Annotated in this window: 12 protein-coding genes; 5 read left to right on the top strand and 7 right to left on the bottom strand. The window is 73.1% G+C overall.

The window, feature by feature from the left end:
* Positions 1 to 19 precede the first annotated feature (19 nt).
* From ABZW10_RS15040 to ABZW10_RS15015, 6 genes are all read right to left on the bottom strand, one after another.
* The gene (locus ABZW10_RS15040; protein ID WP_355364473.1) at positions 20 to 625 is read right to left on the bottom strand and encodes a hypothetical protein; all 606 of its coding nucleotides are present in this window, start codon (positions 623 to 625) and stop codon (positions 20 to 22) included.
* Positions 622 to 1,929: a hypothetical protein gene (locus ABZW10_RS15035; protein WP_355364470.1), complete on the bottom strand. Its 1,308-nt coding sequence runs from the start codon at positions 1,927 to 1,929 to the stop codon at positions 622 to 624. The genes ABZW10_RS15040 and ABZW10_RS15035 overlap by 4 nt, the downstream gene beginning before the upstream one ends.
* Before the next feature lie 3 nt (positions 1,930 to 1,932).
* On the bottom strand, positions 1,933 to 2,715 hold the full coding sequence (locus tag ABZW10_RS15030) for an ATP-binding cassette domain-containing protein (RefSeq protein WP_355364467.1): 783 nt from the start codon (positions 2,713 to 2,715) through the stop codon (positions 1,933 to 1,935).
* 120 nt (positions 2,716 to 2,835) lie between these two features.
* Positions 2,836 to 3,282, bottom strand: a complete 447-nt coding sequence (locus tag ABZW10_RS15025) for a hypothetical protein (protein WP_355364464.1) — start codon at positions 3,280 to 3,282, stop codon at positions 2,836 to 2,838.
* 360 nt (positions 3,283 to 3,642) lie between these two features.
* Positions 3,643 to 4,374 (bottom strand): tyrosine-protein phosphatase, encoded by a 732-nt coding sequence (locus ABZW10_RS15020; protein ID WP_355364461.1) that lies wholly within the window; start codon positions 4,372 to 4,374, stop codon positions 3,643 to 3,645.
* A 43-nt stretch (positions 4,375 to 4,417) separates the two neighbouring features.
* Positions 4,418 to 4,753, bottom strand: a complete 336-nt coding sequence (locus tag ABZW10_RS15015; RefSeq protein WP_355364458.1) for a helix-turn-helix transcriptional regulator — start codon at positions 4,751 to 4,753, stop codon at positions 4,418 to 4,420.
* Between the two features lie 132 nt (positions 4,754 to 4,885).
* On the opposite strand from ABZW10_RS15015, the gene ABZW10_RS15010 reads away from it, so the two are divergent.
* From ABZW10_RS15010 to ABZW10_RS14995, 4 genes are all read left to right on the top strand, one after another.
* Complete coding sequence (locus ABZW10_RS15010) at positions 4,886 to 5,881, top strand: zinc-dependent alcohol dehydrogenase family protein (RefSeq protein ID WP_355364455.1); 996 nt, start codon at positions 4,886 to 4,888, stop codon at positions 5,879 to 5,881.
* Between the two features lie 365 nt (positions 5,882 to 6,246).
* Positions 6,247 to 13,908: a ricin-type beta-trefoil lectin domain protein gene (locus tag ABZW10_RS15005; protein ID WP_355364452.1), complete on the top strand. Its 7,662-nt coding sequence runs from the start codon at positions 6,247 to 6,249 to the stop codon at positions 13,906 to 13,908.
* Between the two features lie 97 nt (positions 13,909 to 14,005).
* Complete coding sequence (locus tag ABZW10_RS15000; RefSeq protein ID WP_355364449.1) at positions 14,006 to 14,539, top strand: hypothetical protein; 534 nt, start codon at positions 14,006 to 14,008, stop codon at positions 14,537 to 14,539.
* 75 nt (positions 14,540 to 14,614) lie between these two features.
* A complete protein-coding gene (locus ABZW10_RS14995; protein WP_355364446.1) occupies positions 14,615 to 15,802 on the top strand; it encodes an FHA domain-containing protein in 1,188 nt (395 codons plus the stop codon).
* Between the two features lie 54 nt (positions 15,803 to 15,856).
* Here ABZW10_RS14995 and ABZW10_RS14990 read toward each other — a convergent pair whose 3' ends face one another.
* Positions 15,857 to 16,822 (bottom strand): aminoglycoside phosphotransferase family protein, encoded by a 966-nt coding sequence (locus tag ABZW10_RS14990; RefSeq protein WP_355364443.1) that lies wholly within the window; start codon positions 16,820 to 16,822, stop codon positions 15,857 to 15,859.
* A gap of 372 nt (positions 16,823 to 17,194) precedes the next feature.
* Between ABZW10_RS14990 and ABZW10_RS14985 the strand changes: the two genes are divergently transcribed.
* Positions 17,195 to 19,681, top strand: coding sequence for a Tex family protein (locus tag ABZW10_RS14985; RefSeq protein ID WP_355364440.1), 2,487 nt, complete (start codon positions 17,195 to 17,197; stop codon positions 19,679 to 19,681).
* Positions 19,682 to 19,780 lie beyond the last annotated feature (99 nt).

Below are 19,780 nucleotides of genomic sequence, written 5' to 3'. Positions count from 1 at the left end.
GCCCGGCCGGTGAGGGCACTCAGCCGGCCAGGAGGTGCGGCGTGCTGGGCGGGCGTCGGCGGAGCAGGGCGACGGCCGCACCGGTGAGCAGCAGCAGGGCGACGGCGGCGAGCGCGGGCGCGGAGCCGGCCGGGTGCAGCGGCCAGGCCCAGGGCCGGGGCCGGCCGTCCGGGTACCAGCCCGCCGCCGAGCAGAGCAGCGGGGCGGCGGCCAGCGCGGCGGCGGCCGGACGGTGGCCGACCAGGGGGTGGAAGAGCAGCGCGAGGCCGAGGTAGCCGGCGATGTTGCGGGCCAGGACCAGGGCGAGCGCCCCCTGCCCGGTCGCGTACGCGAGGCCGCCGCAGGCCGTCCCGGTGGCCGCGAGGGCGAGCGCGAGCCCGACGTCCAGCCCGCGCAGGAACCGCGCGGCGACCGTCTCGGTCCGCAGGTCGCCCCGGCCCAGCCCGTACAGCAGGAACACCGCCGGGAGCAGGGTGACGACGTGCGCGAGCAGGAAGTGCCCGGCCTGCCCGTGCAGGGCGGGTACCGGCAGCTCGCCGTCCCCGAACGGCAGGCCGACGGCGAAGGTCGCGGCGAGTACGGCCGCGAGCACCGGGACGGCGCGCGCCTTGCACCACCAGATCACCGCCCACCCCCGCCCGCGGAGGCCGTCCCGGTGTCGGGGATCGGCGGGGGCGGGGCGCCGCAGCCGGCCAGCGCCGCCGAGGTGGCGCGGTACCAGGCGAGCTGGGCCCCGTCGGGCAGCCGGAGCAACTGGGCGGCGCGGGCGGCGTCGGCCTCGGTGAACCGGCCGCCGACGCCGGCCGCCGGCGGGGTGCCGCCGTCCGGGCCCGCCCGGGCGGTGAGCCAGGCGGTGGCCGTGCCGATGGCGACGGCGGCCGGGTAGGGCTCGCCGCGGCGGGCGCAGTCCGGGGCACGCGGGAGCAGAGCGCCGACCACGGCGGGGAGGACGTCCTGCGCCCGGGCGTCGGTCGGGACGCCGAGTCCCGCCTCGCCCGGCCCGGGCCGGGCGGCCATGGTGAAGGACTCCGGGACGGTGACGCCCCGCCCGGCCAGGGTGTCGGTGACCCGTCGGACCTCGGCGCGGACCACGGCCGAGCGGGCACCGCCGAGCTCCGGCCAGAGGCAGACGCGGGGCCGGCCGCCGTCGCAGACCAGGGCGCCGGCGGGCCGGGCGCGTACCGGTTCGGGGCCGAGGTCGCGGACGGTCCAGCCGCCGACCGCGATGCCGCCCGCCGTGACCACCAGTGCGACGGCCACGGCGAGCGGGGTGCCGCGTCGGCGGATCAGCAGGACGGCGGCCGCGCAGACCGCGCCGGAGAAGGCCAGCGAGCCGGCCACCGCCCGGCCGTCCAGCACCTGGTCCACGGCGCAGCAGTCGGAGAGCCCGCCGCCGACCAGGTGCCGCAGCCAGTAGCTGTCGAACGCGGCGGGATAGGAGGTCAGCACGAAGCTGCTGACCAGCGCCAGCGGCACGGCGACCACCGGCGCCAGCACCCGGCCGACGAGCGAGCCGACCAGGGTGGCGGCGAGCAGCAGTCCGGCCCAGACGGCGAACAGACCGGGCTGTGGGAGGCCGTGCACGGTGCCGCCGGCCAGCGCGGCGGTGCCGAGGGCGGCGGCCATGCCGAGCGCGCCCATCACCGCGACCGGCAGCAGCAGCGGGGTGGTGACGGCCGTCGCGGAGCGGACCGGCGAGCGGCCGAACGCACCGCCCCGCTGCAGCCGTCCGCCCTCCCAGGCGCCGCCGGCCGCGCACGCCGCGCAGGCGAACGGCAGCGCGAGGCCGGCGTGTCCGGCGGCGGCGAGCCCGTAGGCCGGGGTGACCCAGGCGGTCAGTTCGTCGCCGAGCGCGACCAGGACGAAGCCGAGCAGGAAAGGCAGCATCCGGGTGGCGGCCGAGATCCGCAGAACGGTGCGCAGCAGCATCGGTCATGTCTCCCGTTCGATCAGCCGCGCGTACGCGGCCTCGGCGCTCGGCGTGCCGGACCCGCCGTCGGCCCCCTCGGGCCCGCCGGGGACCGCGCTGCCGACCGCCGCCAGGGCGTGGAACTCCTCGGTGGCGCCCTGGAACCGGACCCGCCCGCGGTCCAGCACCACCACGTGCCGGTAGGTGCCGGCGAGGTCCTCGGTCCGGTGGGTGGAGACGAGGATGCCGACCTCGCCCGTCAACTCCTCGACCAGGGAGCGGAACACCGCGCGCTGGGTGGGGTCGAGCCCGGCGGTGGGCTCGTCCATCAGGATCAGCTCGCTGTGGTGGGCGAGGCAGCCGGCGATGCCCATCCGGCGCAGCTGGCCGCCGGAGAGCTGGTGGCCGGGCCGGTCGGCGAGCCCGGAGAGGCCGACCCGGGCGAGCGCACCGGCCGAGGCCCGCCAGGCGGCGGTGCGCGACATGCCCTTCAACCAGCCGCAGTAGGCGACCTGTTCGCGCACGCTGAGCCCGGGGATGGGGGTGATCTGCTGCGGCAGCCACGCCACGGCGCGCCGGTAGGCCGCCCGGTCGCCCCCGCCGGCCGCGGGGTTGACGCCGCGCCAGGTGACCAGCCCCCGGTGCGGGCTCAACTGCGAGGCGGCGAGCGCCATGAGGGTGGACTTGCCGGCGCCGTTGGGGCCGAGCAGGACGGTGGCCGGGTTGTCGATCCGCAGATCGAGACCGGTGAACAGGAGCGCCTTGCGGCTGTACTGGAAGTCGATGCGGTGGAATTCAAGGGCCATGGCGGGGTCGACGCATTTCGCTCGGAACGGGTGCGGGGGCGCCGGCGGACGGGCGTGTCCGCCGGAACCACGGCCGGGGCGAGGGTCAAGGGGGGCGGGTCGGAGGACGAGGGGGCGGGATCAGTACCGGGTGGTGACGGTGTCCACCCAGAGCCTGCCGCCGTTGCGCACGCCTTCGAGCACGAAGTAGTAGTTGCCGGCGCTCTGGTCGCCCCAGCTGGAGGTGTCGCAGTGGTTGGTGCGGTGGCCGTAGGCCTTGTCGGGGCCGAAGACGTCCTTGTAGAGCTGGAGGCCGGAGTCCTTGAAGTCGTCGGTGGCGGTCGCGCAGCCCTGGAAGGTGACGGAGGTGACGACGTCGTCCCGGTCGGCGTCCTCCCAGCGGCGGGACTCCGAGCCGGGCCCCCAGTTGCTGATGTAGGACGTCCAGGAGCCTTCGGCGAGCGCGGGGGCGGCGCCCGAGAACCCGAGCAGTGCGGTGGCGACCAGGACGCCTCGGACGAGCGCGCGGTCGGTGCGGCGGGGCCGGTCGGCGGGGCGGGGCCGGTCGGCGCGGTTCTTTGCGTGCATATTCCGTCCGATCATTTCGGTGACGCCGCCGGGCGGGCGGGGTCATGCAGGCAAAAGGAAACGAGCGGAGGTCCGACCCGAACGGTCGTGGTCACCCGATCGGCCGAGCCGCCGCGGAAATGACCTTAGCGTGCACGAACAGGCGCCCAGCACTATTTTTTTCGGCCATTCGGCCTGGTGAGGCCGGAGATCCAGGGCTTGGCAAGAGGCTGATCGACATTCACCGAAAGTTCCACCCCTTTGATTCTTTCGGTCGAATATCGATCAGCCATGCCCGTTTCTGATTCACCGGTCGATCGATTTCTTTTTCATGCGATTGTCGTTCCGGTCGGGTGCTGGCCGGTTCCCGTCGCCGCCGTGCTACGCGGTGAGCAGCCGGTCCCGCAGCCGGCCGATCAGCTCCTCGTCGACGCCCAGGCGGCCGGTGGCATAGGCGTGGACCGATCCGTGCGCGGCGGTCAGGTCCGCGAGCGCGAGCCGGATCACCTCCTCCGGCGCGCGCCCGAAGGCGGGCCAGCGCAGGGTGCGCCCCGGGTTGGCGGCGCGCCAGTCCTCCACCAGCCGGGCGGTGACGAGCTCGGTGAGCGCGAAGTCGGCGGCCACGTCGTCCTCGCCGACGCCGAGCAGGCTGAGCACCAGGGCGGCGATCAGTCCGGTGCGGTCCTTTCCAGCGGCGCAGTGGAAGACCACCGGCCGCTCGGCCCCGGCGATCAGCTCCAGGGCGCCGCGGATCTCCGCGACGCCGTCCTCGGCCACCTCGGCGAACCGGTCCGCCAGGTACCGCCACGGGTCGAGCCCCGGGTCGATCTCGGCCTGGTCGTACGGCCGGTGCTCGATCGACAGGTTGTGGTACGCGACGCCCTCCAGCTCCGGTATCCGCCCCCGGCGGGCGATCTCCCAGGGGTAGCGCAGATCGATCACGGTGCCGATGTCCAGTGCCCGGAACCGCTCCTGGTCGGCGGCGGAGGTGAGTCTGGCGAGCGAGGAGGAGCGGTAGAGCAGCCCCCGGCGGACCGTCCGTCCGTCGGCGGCCGGGTAGCCGCCCAGGTCGCGGAAGTTGTACGGGCCCTCGAAGTCCAGATGGCGTGTCATGTCCGCACCCTACTGGGCCCGCCGGGTGTCGTGTCGGCCGGGCTCAGCGGTGCTCAGGCGCCGCGATCAGCGCGTCGAGCAGGCCCGGGAAGGACTCCTCGAACTCCTCGCGCCGCAGCGCGTTCAGCCGCGAAGTGCCCACGTAGTACTGGCGGATCAGCCCGGCCTCGCGCAGCACGTGGAAGTGGTGGGTCGCCGTCGACTTGCTGACCGACAGCTCGATCACCCCGCAGGCCAGGTCCTCGTCGGCCGCGTCCAGCGCGCGGACGATCCTGCGCCGCACCGGGTCGACCAGCGCCTCCAGCACCTGCTGCAGCGGGACGGTCCGCGGGTCGGGGTGAGGGGCAACGCGCCTTCCCTGCTGTGCCGTTCGTGTCATGGGGATCCGGCCTCCTGTTTCTGTCGCCCACCCATCGTACGACGGTCATCGAAGTTTGACAGCGTTCGTACTTTGGGCTTGGGTGAGAGCGCCGCGACGCGGAGATCATCGACAGGGCAAGGGAGTTGAACCATGGTCAGGACCGTGCTGTTCCGCGAGCCGGGTGGGCCCGAGGTGTTGCGGGTGGAGGAGGTGCCGGTCGCCGAGCCGGGCCCCGGGGAGCTGCTGATCCGGGTCGAGGCGATCGGCCTCAACCGGGCCGAGGTGCTGTACCGCAGTGGCCACTACATCGAGGACGTCCGGGAGTTCCCCGGCCGCCTGGGCACCGAGGCCGCGGGCGTCGTCGAGGCCGTCGGTCCGGGTGTGACCGGCTTCGTGCCCGGCGACGCGATCAGCGTGGTGCCGGCCTTCTCGATGAACGACTACGCCGTCTACGCGGAACGGGCCGTCGTCCCCGCGAACGCCGTGCTGCACCGACCCGAGGGGCTGGACGCGATCGGCGGGGCGGCGGTCTGGATGCCGTACGTCACCGCCTACGGCGCCCTGGTGGAGGTCGGCGGCATGCGGGCCGGCGACGCCGTGGTGATCACCGCCGCCTCCAGCAGCGTGGGTCTGGCGGCTGTTCAGATCGCCCGTCGGATCGGCGCCGTCCCGATCGCCACCACCCGCACCCGGGCCAAGCGGGAGGCCCTGCTGAAGGCGGGCGCCGCCGAGGTCGTCGTCACCGAGGAGGAGGACCTCGCGTCGCGCGTCCGGGAACTCACCGCCGGCCGGGGTGCCGACTTCGCCTTCGACGCCGTCGCCGGCCCCGGCGTCGTCGACCTCGCCCGCGCCCTCGCCCCCGGCGGCACCATCGTCGTCTACGGCGCACTCAGTGGCGAGGACACCCCCTTCCCGCCCATGCCCGTGATGCGCGGCAAGGCCATGCGCAGCTACACCCTGTACGAGATCACCACCGACCCCGGAGCCCTGCGCCGGGCCGAGGCCTTCGTCTCCTCCGGTCTGGCGACCGGCGCCTTCCAGCCCGTGATCGACCGGGTCTTCCCCTTCGAGGAGATCGTCGACGCCCACCGCTACCTGGAGGCGGGCAGCCAGATCGGCAAGATCGTGGTGGCGGTCGGGCACTGATCGCGACGTCCGCTCCGGGGGCCTCGGCCCCTGGAGCGGACGTCGCCGCCGGGCCGCGCCGGGGCGGGCGGTGCGAAGAGCGCAAATCACCCATAGGCATCGGTGACATGACATGGCATCAGAAGTTGGTCGTATGCGATTCACCGTTATCGAATCGAGACGGGTGAGCGCTACTGGGACGCGTGCGACTGGGGAGATCCTCCGGCGGGCCAGAGGGCCTGAACAGTCATGGCACCCTCTCCGAAGAGGAACTGATGTTGCGACGTTCCAAGAATCCCTCCGCAGCCGCGGACGGGACTTCCTCCGGGCGCTGGAGAAGGCCGATATCGGCCGCTCTGACGCTCGGCCTGCTGGTACAGGGCGGTGTGGCCGCCCAAGCGCTGACCGCCTCCCCGGCGTCCGCGGCGCCGAAGCCGGCGGACCCGAAGAGTCCGCAGGCGCCCGCCACGCCGACCGATGAGGCGCCCGACGAGGCGTCGGCGCTGCTGGCGGCCCGGCTCCAGGGGCACCGGATCGAGGTGACCGGGGCCCGGACGGAGTTCACCACGCTGTGGGCGAACCCGGACGGGACGCTGACCGCCGACCGGTCCACCGGGCAGGTCCGGATGAAGGCCGGCAAGGACGGCAAGGACTGGGTGGAGGTCGACACCACACTGGTGCAGACCCCCGACGGGAAGGTGGCGCCGAAGGCGCACCCCGGCGGGCTGGTGCTGGCCGGCGGCGAGGCCGGGGTGACGGTGGGCGACAGCGCGCCGGGCACCGGGGTACTGGCGAAGGGGGCGTCGGCCGCCGCCGGGGCACCGGAGCCCGCGCCCGCCGAGCGGGAGCTGGTGAAGATCGGCACCGGTGGGCAGCAGGTCGGCTTCGGCTGGCTCGGCAGGCTCCCCAGGCCGAAGCTGGAGGGCAGCCAGGCGACGTACGTCGACGCCCGCCCGGGCGTGGACCTGGTGCTGAAGGCGACCCGGACCGGCTTCGAGCAGTTCCTGATCGTGAAGAATCGTTCCGCCGTCGCGCAGACCGGCACGGTCACGATCCCGCTGGACACCACCGGCCTCAACATCGCCCCGCAGCAGGACGGTTCGATCCAGCTGCTGGACAAGGCGACCGGCAAGGAGGCCGTCAAGATCCCGGCCCCCGTGATGTGGGACGCGGCGCTCGACGAGGCCTCGGGCGAGCACCTCAACCGGGCCCCGGTGACGATGCAGGTGCGCGGTGAGGGGGCGGACACCGAGCTGGTGTTCACCCCGGACGCGGCCTTCCTGGCCGACGCCGGGACCCAGTACCCGGTGACCATCGACCCGGTCGTGGACATCGGCAGCACCTTCGACACGTATGTCCAGAACAACGAGAACTTCGACGCCTCCGGCTCGGACGAGCTCAAGCTGGGCAGCTACAACGGCAGCGTCAAGGCGCGCTCGTACGTGACGATCCCGGGCGGCCAGTTCAACGGCAAGCAGATCCTGGACGCCAAGCTGCACCTGTACAACTTCCACTCCTCCTCCTGCACCCCGAAGCAGTGGGAGGTGTGGAACGCGGGCGGCGCGGCCTGGTGGACCCGGTGGGGCAACGAGCCCCAGTGGGGCCAGATGTGGACCCGGACGTACGAGACCTACGACCTCGACGGCGGCGACGCCCACCAGTGCGCGGCCCCGGACGGGTCCGGCTGGACCAACACCGACGTCACGGAGATGATCCGGTACTTCGCGCAGTACGGCTCCAACGACTACGGCTTCATGCTGAAGGCGACGGACGAGAACAGCAGCCTCTCCTGGAAGAAGTTCGGTTCCGCCCAGAGCTCGGCCCCGCCGTACATCTCGATCACCTACAACTCGGTCCCGCGGACCCCCGCGTCGGTCGAGATCCAGCCGTCCCAGCCGGGCACCCCGAAGTACGTCGCGGACGCCAACCCGCGCTTCCTGGCGCAGGCGGCGGACGACGACGGTGACAACGTCAAGGTCTACTTCGACCTGTGGCGCGGCGGCACCTTCATCGGCAGCATCCCCAAGGACACGCCGAGCGGCTCCTGGGCCTCCGTCAAGGCGTCCGACTTCGGGATCGCCAAGCTCGACGAGGGCGTGCAGTACTCGATCTCCTCGATGCTGGACGACGGCAAGTCCCGCTCGAACTGGGTGACCACCCCGTTCGTGGTGGACACCGTGGCGCCCGGCACGCCGTTCGTCACCTCGGCCGACTACCCGGCGGACTCGCTGTGGCACGGTGCGGCCAACCAGGCCGGTTCGTTCACCTTCACCCCGGCCGCCGGTACCGACGACCTCACCGCCTACGTCTACACCCTGGACGGCGGCACCGCGGTCACCGTCGACGCCACCGCGGCGCTGACCACGTCGATCACCCCGACCACCGAGGGCCGGCGCGTGCTCAGCGTGCAGGCCAAGGACCGCGCGGGCAACCTCTCCCCGCCCGCCGAGTACGTGTTCCACGTCGGCCAGGCCGGCATCAGTTCGCCGGTGAACGGCACCCAGGCGGCCAAGCGCGTCAAGCTGGCCGTCGACGCGCAGGCGCAGTTCAAGCGGGTGGTCTACGAGTACCGCCGCGGCCCCGGCGCCACCGAGTACACGGTTCCGCGCGTCAACCTGACCAAGGCGGACAACACCCCGGTCACCGAGGACAAGCCGCTGCTGTCGGACCTCGGCCCGCACGCCAACTGGAACGTCCTGGACACCCTCGGCAACGTCGGCGGTGTCCTGCAGGTGCGCGCCAAGCTGTTCCCGCAGGACGGCTCCGGCAACGGCTACACCACCGTCTGGAACACCCTGACCGTGGACCGCAACGCGGACGGCGCCGCGAGCGCCGACGCGGGCCCGGGCTCGGTCAACCTGCTCACCGGTGACTACACCACCAGCACCACCGACGCCGACGCCTTCGGCATGTCGGTGTCCCGCACCTCCTCCTCGCGGGGCACGGACCGCGGCTGGCAGCCGCAGGGCGAGCGCCTGACCACCAACCAGCGCCAGATCGGCACCGACACCAACGGGTTCTCGGCCGGCCTGGCCACGCTGTCGCGTTCCACCGCGCGCGGCCACGACAGCTCGACCGACTCGCTGCTGATCACGCCGACCGGCCAGATCGACTCCTACGCGGGTGTCGGTCCGGACAACACCATGGCGCTCGGCATGAAGCCGGGCCGGACCTACCGCCTCACCGGCTGGATCTACGTGCCGGGCTCGACCGGTCTGAACCCGGACTTCGGCGACCGCGGCCTGCGGCTCGTGGGCTTCGTGAAGACCGGGGCCGGCTACGCCAAGACCACCTCGGCCAAGGCGGGCTTCACCGACGGCTGGCAGCAGCTCAGCGTGGACCTGGCCGTTCCGGCGGACGCCACCGAGGCGTTCTTCCGCCTCTACAACGGCTTCACGGCCGCCGACAAGCAGGTCTTCTTCGACGACCTGTCGATGAAGGAGATCGTGGCGCCGTTCGGTCCGCAGTGGGCCGGCGGCCCGGCGGCGGGCGGTGGCTCGGACTTCCGCTCGCTGTCGTTCCCGCAGTCCGACCTGGTCGAGATCAAGGGCAACGACGACTCCTCGCTCACCTTCGCCAAGGGCTCCGACGGCACCCTGTTCCCGGAGCCGGGCGCCGAGTCGCTCACCCTGAAGGCCGTGCCGGCCACCTCCGGTGCGATCGTGCTCAGCACCAACGGCCTCTGCCTGGAGGTGCCGAACGGCGACGCCGGCAACGGGGCGGTGCTGCAGACCGCGCCGTGCACCGGTGCCACCAACCAGCAGTGGACCCGTGACGACCAGCAGCGCATCCAGATCCTGGGCCGGTGCCTGGACAACCCCTGGGGCGCGGTCGACGACAACACCCGGCTGGTGCTCTGGGACTGCAACGGCGGCGCCAACCAGAAGTGGGACGTGCGCACCGACGGCCAGCTGCTGAACCAGCAGTCCGGCAAGTGCCTGGACGCCTACAACGGCGCCACCATCTGGGTCTGCTGGGCCGGTGCGAACCAGGTCTGGGACGTCCGGACCAACGCCACCACGTACGAGCTGACCGAGCAGGACGGGACCAGGACGGTCTTCGCCCAGCAGGCCGGTTCGAACAGCTACCAGGTGGTCAGCGAGATCGGTCCGGGCGCCGCCTCGGCGACCCGGTACCTGTACGACACCACCGACGGCCGTTCGCTGGTCAAGCGCGTGATCCCGCCGGTCGAGGCCGGGGTGGACGACACCAACAGGTGCTCGGTGGACCCGCTGCCGCGCGGCTGCGAGGTCATGGAGTACGAGTACGCCAAGGTCACCACGGCGACCGCGACGGCTCCCGGTGACCACCTGGACCGCGTCAAGGCCGTCAAGGTCTGGTCGTGGAACCCGGCGACCTCCAAGCAGGAGGCCGTCGAGGTCGCCCACTACGCGTACGACGACAAGGGCCGCCTCGCCGAGACCTGGGACCCGCGCCTGACCCAGACGTTGAAGACCACCTACGGCTACGACGACGCGGGCCGGGTCACCCGGACCACGGCGGCCGGGCACCTGCCGTGGTCCTTCGACTTCGGCAAGGCCGCGGCCGACCAGGACCCGGGGCGCCTGCTGAAGGTCCGCCGTCCGGCCCTGGCGCAGGGCAGCAAGGACCAGGTGAGCGGCGAGACCGCGATCACCGTGGTCTACGACGTGCCGCTGACCCGCGGCGCGGGCGGTCCGTACGACCTGGCCGGCGCGGACGTGGCCAAGTGGGCGCAGCTCGACGCCCCCACCGACGCCACCGCCGTGTACGACCCGGAGGACGACCCGGGCACCAACACCGCCACGGCGGTCAAGCCGGGACCCGACGGCTACAAGCCGGCCGCCGTGCACTACCTGAACGCCAACGGCCAGGAGGTCAACACCGCCTCCCCGTCGGTGACTCCGGGCGGTGACATCGACACCAAGGAGTACGACCGCTACGGCCACGTCGTACGTGCCCTGGAGGCGACCAACCGCGCGATCGCGCTCGGGACCCACCCGGACGCGGCCCGGTACGCGACCGAGCTGAACCTGCCCACCGACTCCGCGTCGCGGGCCCGGCTGCTGGACTCGCGCACCGTCTACACCGCCGACGGCCAGGACGTCGTCGAGACGCTCGGCCCGGTCTACCGCGCCTCGCTGAGCGAGCAGGTCAACGGCCAGACCACGCCGGCCACCGTCACGGCGGAGGCCGAGAAGCTGCCGCAGCTCGGCGCCAACGTGCCGGTCAAGGTCGACACCGACTGCTGCGGCCTCACCTGGTCGGGCGGTGCGCACCTGAGCGTGCGGGCCACCGCGGCCGGCGGCTTCGACGTGGTGCGGGTCAGCGTGCCGGAGGAGGGCGAGTACCTGCTCTCCGGTCAGCTGACCAAGTACAGCGACCACGGCATCGTGCAGTTCGCGATCGACGGGCAGAACCTCGGCCAGCCGATCGACACCTACTCCGCGAACCCGGCGGTGGTGCCGTACGCGACCGGCCAGCCGATCCGGCTGGCGCGTGGTGACCACGAGCTGAAGATCACCATCACCGGCACCAACCCGGCCAGCACCGGCGAGCGCCACCACGCCGGCCTGGACACCGTCACGCTGACCAAGACCACCCTGAACCCGACCCTCCCGGTCGGGACCTCGGTGGTGGCCCGTGACCACAACACCAACAGCTACGACGAGGGCAAGCCCGACGGCCGGGCCTACCACCTGGCCACCACCGTGACCGACGGCGCCCGGATCGACGGTTACGCCGACGACGTCGAGCTGCGGGTGACCAAGAACGGTTACGGCACCCCGATCGGCGGCACCTCGGGCTGGACGGTGAAGAAGCCGACCACGGTGACCACCGACGCCCTGGGCGCCAAGCTCACCACCAGCACCCGCTTCGACCCCCAGGGCCACCCCGAGGAGATCCGGGTCCCCGGGTCCGAGGCGGCCGACGCCACCACCACCAGGTACACCTACTACACGGCGGGCGCCAACGCGGCGAACCCGGTCTGCGCCAACCGTCCGGAGTGGGCGGGCCAGCTGTGCGTCACCGCGCCGGGGGCGGACGTCACCGGTGCGGACACGGCGCGGATGGCGACCACCCTGCCGGTCAAGCAGACCACCCGGTACTCGCGCACCGGCAAGCCCGAGGAGATCGTCGAGACCAACGCCGGCAAGACCCGCAGGACCACCACCGTCTACGACGCCGTCGACCGCACCGTCTCCACCGAGATCACCGGCGACGAGGGCCAGGCCGTGCCGAAGGCCGTCACCGCCTACGACCCGGCCACCGGCGACGTGCTGTCGACCACGGCGGGCGGCAAGTCCGTCACCATGGTCCAGGACGTCCTCGGCCGGACGATCTCGTACACCGATGCCGACGGCGCGACCACCACGACCGAGTACGACAGGTTCAGCAAGCCGGTCAAGGTCACCGACCCCACCGGCGTCACCACGTTCACCTACGACCGGACCAAGGAACCGCGCGGTCTGCTCACCTCGGTGAACGACAGCAAGGCCGGTGAGTTCACGGCGAAGTACAGCCCGGACGGCCAGCTCGTCGAGCAGACCTACCCCGGCGGCATCGTCCGCAAGGACACCCTGAACGCTTCCGGCAAGGCCGTCGCCCGCAGCTACACCCGCGCCTCCGACGGCAAGGTCGTCTGGTCCCAGAGCAACGACCTGTCCACCCAGGCCCAGGTGGCGAGGACCACCAGCACCAGCGGTACCAAGACCTACGGGTACGACCGCCTCGGCCGTCTGGTCAAGGCCGAGCAGTCCACGGCCGCCGCCGGCTGCACCACCCGCACCTACACCTACGACGTCCACTACAACCGCACTGCCAAGACCACCTCCGGCCCGGCCGGTGACGGCACCTGCACCACCGCCGGCGCCACCACGGTGAACTCGGCGTACGACAGCGCGGACCGGATCACCGACGCGGGCTACACCTACGACGCGTTCGGCCGCACGCTCACCACGCCGAGCGGCACGGCCTTCGGCTACCGGGTCAACGACCTGGTCGCCTCCCAGGAGACCGCGACCACGAAGCAGACCTGGAGCCTCGACCCGGTCGGCCGGCTCAACGGCAGCACCACCGCCGCCAAGCAGGCCGACGGCAGCTGGTCCACCACCGCCACCCGCGTCCAGCACTTCGGCACCGGCGCCGACAGCCCGCGCTGGATCACCGAGAACGCGGCCGGCGCCTGGACCCGCAACGTCCCCGGCACCGACGGCGACCTGTCAGCGACCGTCACCGACCAGGGCACGGTCAAGCTCCAGCTGACCAACCTGTTCGGCTCGGTCGTGCTGGTCACCGACACCGCCCTGACGAGCCCGGTGCTGCTCGACTCCGACGAGTACGGCAACCCGACCGCGGGCACCCCGGCCGCCCGCTACGGCTGGCTCGGCGGCAAGCAGCGCTCCGCCGAGGCCCAGGACGGCATCGTCCTCATGGGCGTGCGCCTCTACAACCCCGCCACCGGCCGCTTCCTCTCCGTGGACCCCGTCCCCGGCGGCAGCGCCAACGCCTACGAGTACTGCATGGCCGACCCGATCGGCTGCACGGACCTCGACGGGCGCAAGGGCATCAAGGACTGGTGGAAGAAGAAGGGGTCGATGTACGTCGGCAAGGCCTTGGGCGCCGTCTCGGCCACCACCGGCGTCATGGGCATCTGGGTGCCGCAGATGAAGGCGGTCTCCGCGGTGACCGGTGGCCTGGCCACCGTCTCGTACGCCTCCGGCGGCCACTGGACGGAGGCCAAGCGGCAGGCGCGGAACACCGTGCTCAACGCGGCCGTCGGCGGCTTCGGGCGCTTCAACACGGCGACGAAGTTCGCCGGCATGGCAGGCCGCTACAACAACCTGACCAAGGGCTGGACCGCGGGCATCTCCGGTCTGGCCAAGGCGAGCGGGGCCAGTTACGCGGCCAGCAGCTTCGCGGGGAGGTTCCACAAGTACGTGCCGTGGGCTTTCATCGGAGGGAACCAGCTGGCGACCAAGTACGAGTACATCTACTACAACAAGGTGCAGGAGACGATCAACAGCGTCACCGAGCGTTTCCGGAAGTTCCGGGACCTCTTCGCGTGACGCCGGTTTCCCCGGGAAGCCACTGAAGCAGGCGCTGCCCGGCAACCGGTCACGGCCGGCTGCCGGGCAGCGCCCTATCGGCAGAGAGGACCACGGCATGGCAGCGATGTACGGTCCGCTCCGGTACGAACCGGGCGGCGCGCACCTGGGACGCGGCGAGCGTGCCGCCGGGGTGCCGGTCTTCGACCAGGAGGGGCTGCGCCCCGAGGGCATGGAGGGCTTCCGCTGGGACGAGATCGAGCAGATCGACGTGGAGATCCGGGACATCGGCCTCAAGTCCCTGGTGCAGAACGTCGCGATGTTCCTCCTCACCGTCGGCTCGGTGACGCAGCGGGCACCGGGCACCGAGGACTCGTACGTCTGGCTGAAGCCGGTCGGCGGACCGCCGACCACCTGGCCGTTCGACGTGCCGATGCGCTCCGAGGCCCGCTGGAGCCCGGGGGCCGTGCGGCGGTTCGTCCGCCGTCTCGACAAGACCGGCAGGCGGTCCCATCTGGGCTCGCCGGAACTGGCGGCCAGTCTGGAAGCGCTCCACCGGGTGCCACAGTTCCCGCCCTGGACGCGGGACCGGGCGGTCAACCGCCTCGTCGACGCGCTGCCCGCCCCCGATCGGACCCGGGATCGGCCATGATGGAAGCGTTGTGACGGGGCGTGGGGACGGTTCGTCCCGGTCCGCCCCGTGCACGCCGACCGCACGGAGGCCTCCATGGAGCACCGCCCCGAACGCCCTTCGTTCCGCGCTCTCGACCGCAACCTCGCCACCTCCGCCGACCGGGCGGACTACCTGGTCGAACTCTCCAACGTCGTGCGGCGGACCGACCTCGGCGGCTCCGCGGCGCGGTCGCTGCACCGGCTGGGGCTGGTGGTGGACGCGCTGGTGCGGCTGACCGGGGACCGGGACGTCGCCGTCTACTGCGTGGCCGACCGCAGTCTGCTGGGCGGGCGGCGGGAGTTCGAGGACGCGGCGGACGGCCGGACCCTGGCGCGCTGGGTCGCCGAGGGACTGGTGGAGGAGGTGCCGGACGCCGACGAACGGGTACTGGAGATCGCCGGCATGACCGGGATCCAGGTGGTCACCGCCGACCACTACGACGACCACCGGATCGAGCACCCGTGGATCCAGGGCAACACCTGGCAGTTCCTGCGGCCGGAGGCGGCCGGGCGCGGCGCGGTGCGGCTGGTGCCGCTGGACATGGGGTACCGGACGGGTGCGGAGATCTCCAAGAAGATGGAGCTGTCCGCGCTGAAGAAGCAGGGACTGCTGACGCCCGCCCGCAAGCCGCTGGTCGAGGTGGTCGGGCGGGCGTGGCGCTGCCCGGAGGCCCGCTGCACCCTGTACAGCCTGCACCGCGGCGGGCGGGTGATGCTGCCCAGGATGCGCCGGGGCGTGCCCACCTGCGAGCTGCACGGGACGCCGCTGCTCGACGACGGGGCCCGGCCCGGTGCCGCCCAGGTCAAGGTGGTGCTGGACGGGGAGTGCGTGGCCCGGTACACGCTGGACGAGGGGTCGCGGACGGTGGTCGGCCGGGCGCCGGTGGCGGCGGAGGACGGCATCGCGCTGCTCGGCCTGCTGCCGGCCGAGCGGGCGGCCCTGGTCAGCCGGCGGCACCTGGTGGTCTCGGTGCGCGGCGGCGCGGTGACCGTACGGGACGCCAGCACGTACGGCAGCCGGCTGCGTGCGGCCGGGCGGCGCGGCCACCTGGGCCCGTGGGAGCGGCTCCCGCCGGGCGCCGACCGGTCGTTCCGCCCGGGCGACGAGGTCGAGTTGACGCCCGGGCTGGTGCTGACCCGCAGTGGCCGGCGCTTCCCGGCCGAGCTGGCCGGGGCCTGGCAGTCGGAGTCGGCCCGCACCCCGCTGCCGCCGGGGGCCGCCGAGCCGACGCGCTTCATCTGACCGGGGCCGGACCGGGGCCGGGGGCGGGGGCGGGTGCGGGGGCGCACGCCGGGGTCACACGCTGCGGTCCGCCAGGATCTCCCGGACGATGTGCCGGGCGTTGGCGGCCAGCGGCGGGTTGGTGGTGCGGTAGTAGGGCAGTTGGACGAGCGCCAGGGACAGCGCCCAGGCACGGCCGCGCTCCCAGGTGGCGTCGTCGACGGCCAGGGAGCTGCGGAAGGCCGGGCGGGCGGTGGGCGGCAGCAGGCTCCAGGCGGGCAGCAGGTCGACGGTCGGGTCGCCGACGCCCAGCAGGCCGAAGTCCAGGACGGCGCTCAGCCGTTGGCCGGTGACCAGCAGGTTGCCGGGGGTGAGGTCGCCGTGCACCCAGACCGCCGGACCGGTGTGCCCGGGCAGCCGCAGCGCCTTGTCCCACAGGGCGGTCGCCGTCTCGGTGTCGATCACCCCGCGCAGCCGTCCGATGGCGGCCCGGGTGGCGGCGTCACGGCCGGCCAGCGGTCCGCCGCGCAGCGCGGCCGGGGCACCCGGGTCCGGCTCGACGGCGCGCAGCGCGCGGAGGAAGTCGGCGAGGTCGTAGGCGAGTTGGACGGGATTGGGGATGGAACCCGGGACCGGGGTGGCGCCGTCCAGCCAGCGCAGCACCGACCAGTTCCAGGGGTAGCCGACGGTCGGCCGGCCCTGGCCGACCGGTGCCGGGACGGGCGTCGGCAGGTGCCGGGCGAGGCGGGGGAGCCAGTGCTGCTCGCGCCCGAGGTTCCCCGCGGCCCAGGCCGCCCGGGGGAGGCGGACGGCGAGTTCGGGGCCGAGCCGGAACATCGCGTTGTCCGTGGCCGTGAAGCCCGCCGGCGCCAGCGGCAGGCCCTTCCAGTGCGGGAACTGGGCGGCGAGCAGCCGCCTCACCAGGCCGGTGTCGATGGCGGGTTCGTCGTCGTGGAGACGGTCGTGCAGAGGATCGTGCAGAGGGTCGTACGGGTGGTCGTCGTCGTGCAGGTGGTCGGGCGTCCGAGCGGCTGCGCACATGCCCGGCACTGTACGCCGGGAGGGGCCCCGCGCTCAGGCGGATTTCGAACACTAGGGTGAGAACATGGGGATTTCGCGGGGGCGTTGGGTTTCACGGGGGGCGCTCGGGCTCGCGGCCGCGCTGGCCGGAGCCGCCGCCCGAGGTCGCCTGGGACGGCCCGGACCGGATCAGGCTGGTGAAGGAGAAGGAGACCGTGCTGATCGGGCTCGGTCCGGACGGTTCCCCGGAGCGCACCGTCGACGACGGCTACTGACCGCGGCCGGAGCCCCCGGCGCGCCACGCCCGGGGTGCCGGGGGCAGGGCGGGGTGTCGGGGGTTGCTGCGAGAATGCCCGGGTACGGACAGCAACTCTGAAGAAGGTGACCGGCTTCGTGACCACGCCAGTCGAACAGGCGGCCCAGCAGGCCCAGCAGGCGATCGAGCGGAAGATCGCCGAGGAACTGGGCGTCCGCGAGGGGCAGGTGAAGTCGGCGGTCGAGCTGCTGGACGGCGGCGCGACGGTGCCGTTCGTGGCCCGCTACCGCAAGGAGGTCACCGGCTCGCTGGACGACGCGCAGCTGCGCACCCTGGAGGAGCGGCTGCGCTACCTGCGCGAGCTGGAGGAGCGGCGCAGCGCCGTACTGGAGTCGATCGAGGCGCAGGGCAAGCTGGACGACGCGCTGCGCGCGCAGGTCCTGGCCGCCGACTCCAAGGCGCGGCTGGAGGACATCTACCTGCCGTTCAAGCCGAAGCGGCGCACCAAGGCGCAGATCGCCCGCGAGGCCGGTCTCGAACCGCTGGCCGACACCCTGCTCGCCGACCCGTCGCAGGACCCGGGGGCGCTGGCGGCCGGCTACCTGAACGCGTCGGTGGCCGACGCGCCGGCCGCGCTGGAGGGCGCCCGGGCGATCCTGGTCGAGCGGTTCGGCGAGGACGCCGACCTGGTCGGCTCGCTGCGCGAGCGGATGTGGACCCGCGGCCGGATGGTCGCCACCGTCCGCGAGGGCAAGGAGCAGGAGGGCGCGAAGTTCGCCGACTACTTCGACTTCGCCGAGCCGTACACCAAGCTCCCCTCGCACCGGATCCTGGCGATGCTGCGCGGCGAGAAGGAGGAGGTGCTGGACCTCGACCTGTCCCCGTACGACGGGGAGGAGGCCGGCGACCTGCCCGGCGCGAGCGACTACGAGCAGCGGATCGCCGCCCGCTTCGGCATCGCCGACCACGGCCGCCCGGCCGACAAGTGGCTCGGCGACACCGTCCGCTGGGCCTGGCGCACCCGGATCCTGGTCAGGCTCGGCATCGACCTGCGCGGCCGGCTGCGGGCGGAGGCCGAGGACGAGGCGGTCCGGGTCTTCGCCGCCAACCTGCGGGACCTGCTGCTCGCCGCCCCGGCCGGCACCCGCGCCACGATGGGCCTGGACCCGGGCTTCCGCACCGGCGTGAAGGTCGCCGTGGTGGACGCCACCGGCAAGGTGGTCGCGTACGAGACGATCTACCCGCACCAGCCGGCCAACAAGTGGGACGCCGCGCTGGCGGCGCTGGCCGCGCTGGCGATGAAGCACGACGTCGACCTGGTGGCGATCGGCAACGGCACCGCCTCCCGGGAGACCGACAAGCTCGCCGAGGACCTCATCAAGCGCCACCCGGAGCTGAAGCTCACCAAGGCGATGGTCAGCGAGGCCGGGGCCTCGGTCTACTCGGCGTCCGCCTTCGCCTCGCAGGAGCTGCCGGACCTCGACGTGTCGATCCGCGGCGCGGTCTCGATCGCCCGCCGGCTCCAGGACCCGCTGGCCGAGCTGGTCAAGATCGACCCCAAGTCGATCGGCGTCGGCCAGTACCAGCACGACCTGAGCGAGGTGAAGCTCTCCCGCTCGCTGGACGCGGTGGTCGAGGACTGCGTCAACGCGGTCGGCGTGGACGTCAACACCGCCTCCGCCCCGCTGCTGACCCGGGTCTCCGGCATCACCGGCACCCTCGCGGACAACATCGTCGCCCACCGTGACGCCAACGGCCCGTTCCGCACCCGCAAGGCGCTCAAGGACGTGTCCCGGCTGGGTCCGAAGGCTTTTGAGCAGTGCGCCGGCTTCCTGCGGATCCCGGGCGGCGACGACCCGCTGGACGCCTCCAGCGTGCACCCGGAGGCGTACCCGGTGGTGCGCCGCATCCTCGCCGCGACCGGCGGGGAGCTGCGGGAGCTGATCGGCAACAGCGGGCAGCTGCGCGCCCTGCGGCCGGGCGACTTCGCCGACGACACCTTCGGCGTACCGACCGTCACCGACATCCTCGGCGAACTGGACAAGCCGGGCCGTGACCCGCGCCCGGCGTTCCGCACCGCGACCTTCAAGGAGGGCGTCGACAAGATCGGCGACCTGGAGGTCGGCATGGTGCTCGAGGGCGTGGTCACGAACGTGGCCGCGTTCGGCGCCTTCGTCGACGTGGGCGTCCACCAGGACGGGCTGGTGCACGTGTCGGCGCTGTCGAAGAACTTCGTCAAGGACCCGCGCGAGGTGGTGAAGCCGGGCGACATCGTGACCGTCCGGGTGACCTCGGTGGACGTGCCGCGCAAGCGGATCGGGCTCACCCTGCGGCTGGACGACGAGGTGGGGCGCGGCGGCGAGGGCGGCGGGCGCGGTGGCGACCGGCAGGCCCGTCCGCCGCGCCAGGAGCGGCGCGGCAGCCAGGGCGGTCAGGGCGGCCAGAGCGGCGGCCAGGGCGGCGGGCGCGGGCAGGACCGCCGCGACCGCGGTGACCGCGGCGGCTCCGGCGGCTCGGCGCCGCTGGGCAACAGCGCCATGGCGGACGCGCTGCGCCGGGCCGGGCTGGCCGGCGGTGGCGCGGCGGACGACCGCCGCGGCGACCGTCGCTCCGGGCGGCGCTGAGCATCGGGTGGTGGGGGGGGGGGGGGCCCGCCCCCCCCCCCCCCCCCCCCCGGCCCCCCCCCCCCCCCCCCCCCCCCCCCGCCCCCCCCAGGAGGTAGA

Origin of the sequence: Kitasatospora sp. NPDC004723, from assembly GCF_040609255.1 — a bacterium.
Taxonomy (GTDB): Bacteria; Actinomycetota; Actinomycetes; order Streptomycetales; family Streptomycetaceae; genus Kitasatospora.
Note: the sequence above shows the minus strand (reverse complement) of the source record. Positions and strands in the feature narration are given on the sequence as shown.

What these genes read in the sequence shown, in the direction of transcription:
- ABZW10_RS15035 (WP_355364470.1), bottom strand. Translation starts at nt 1,929, where the DNA reads ATGCTGCTGCGCACCGTTCTGCGGATCTCGGCCGCCACCCGGATGCTG.
- ABZW10_RS15030 (WP_355364467.1), bottom strand. Translation starts at nt 2,715, where the DNA reads ATGGCCCTTGAATTCCACCGCATCGACTTCCAGTACAGCCGCAAGGCG.
- ABZW10_RS15025 (WP_355364464.1), bottom strand. Translation starts at nt 3,282, where the DNA reads ATGCACGCAAAGAACCGCGCCGACCGGCCCCGCCCCGCCGACCGGCCC.
- ABZW10_RS15020 (WP_355364461.1), bottom strand. Translation starts at nt 4,374, where the DNA reads ATGACACGCCATCTGGACTTCGAGGGCCCGTACAACTTCCGCGACCTG.
- ABZW10_RS15015 (WP_355364458.1), bottom strand. Translation starts at nt 4,753, where the DNA reads ATGACACGAACGGCACAGCAGGGAAGGCGCGTTGCCCCTCACCCCGAC.
- ABZW10_RS15010 (WP_355364455.1), top strand. Translation starts at nt 4,886, where the DNA reads ATGGTCAGGACCGTGCTGTTCCGCGAGCCGGGTGGGCCCGAGGTGTTG.
- ABZW10_RS15000 (WP_355364449.1), top strand. Translation starts at nt 14,006, where the DNA reads ATGGCAGCGATGTACGGTCCGCTCCGGTACGAACCGGGCGGCGCGCAC.
- ABZW10_RS14995 (WP_355364446.1), top strand. Translation starts at nt 14,615, where the DNA reads ATGGAGCACCGCCCCGAACGCCCTTCGTTCCGCGCTCTCGACCGCAAC.
- ABZW10_RS14990 (WP_355364443.1), bottom strand. Translation starts at nt 16,822, where the DNA reads ATGTGCGCAGCCGCTCGGACGCCCGACCACCTGCACGACGACGACCAC.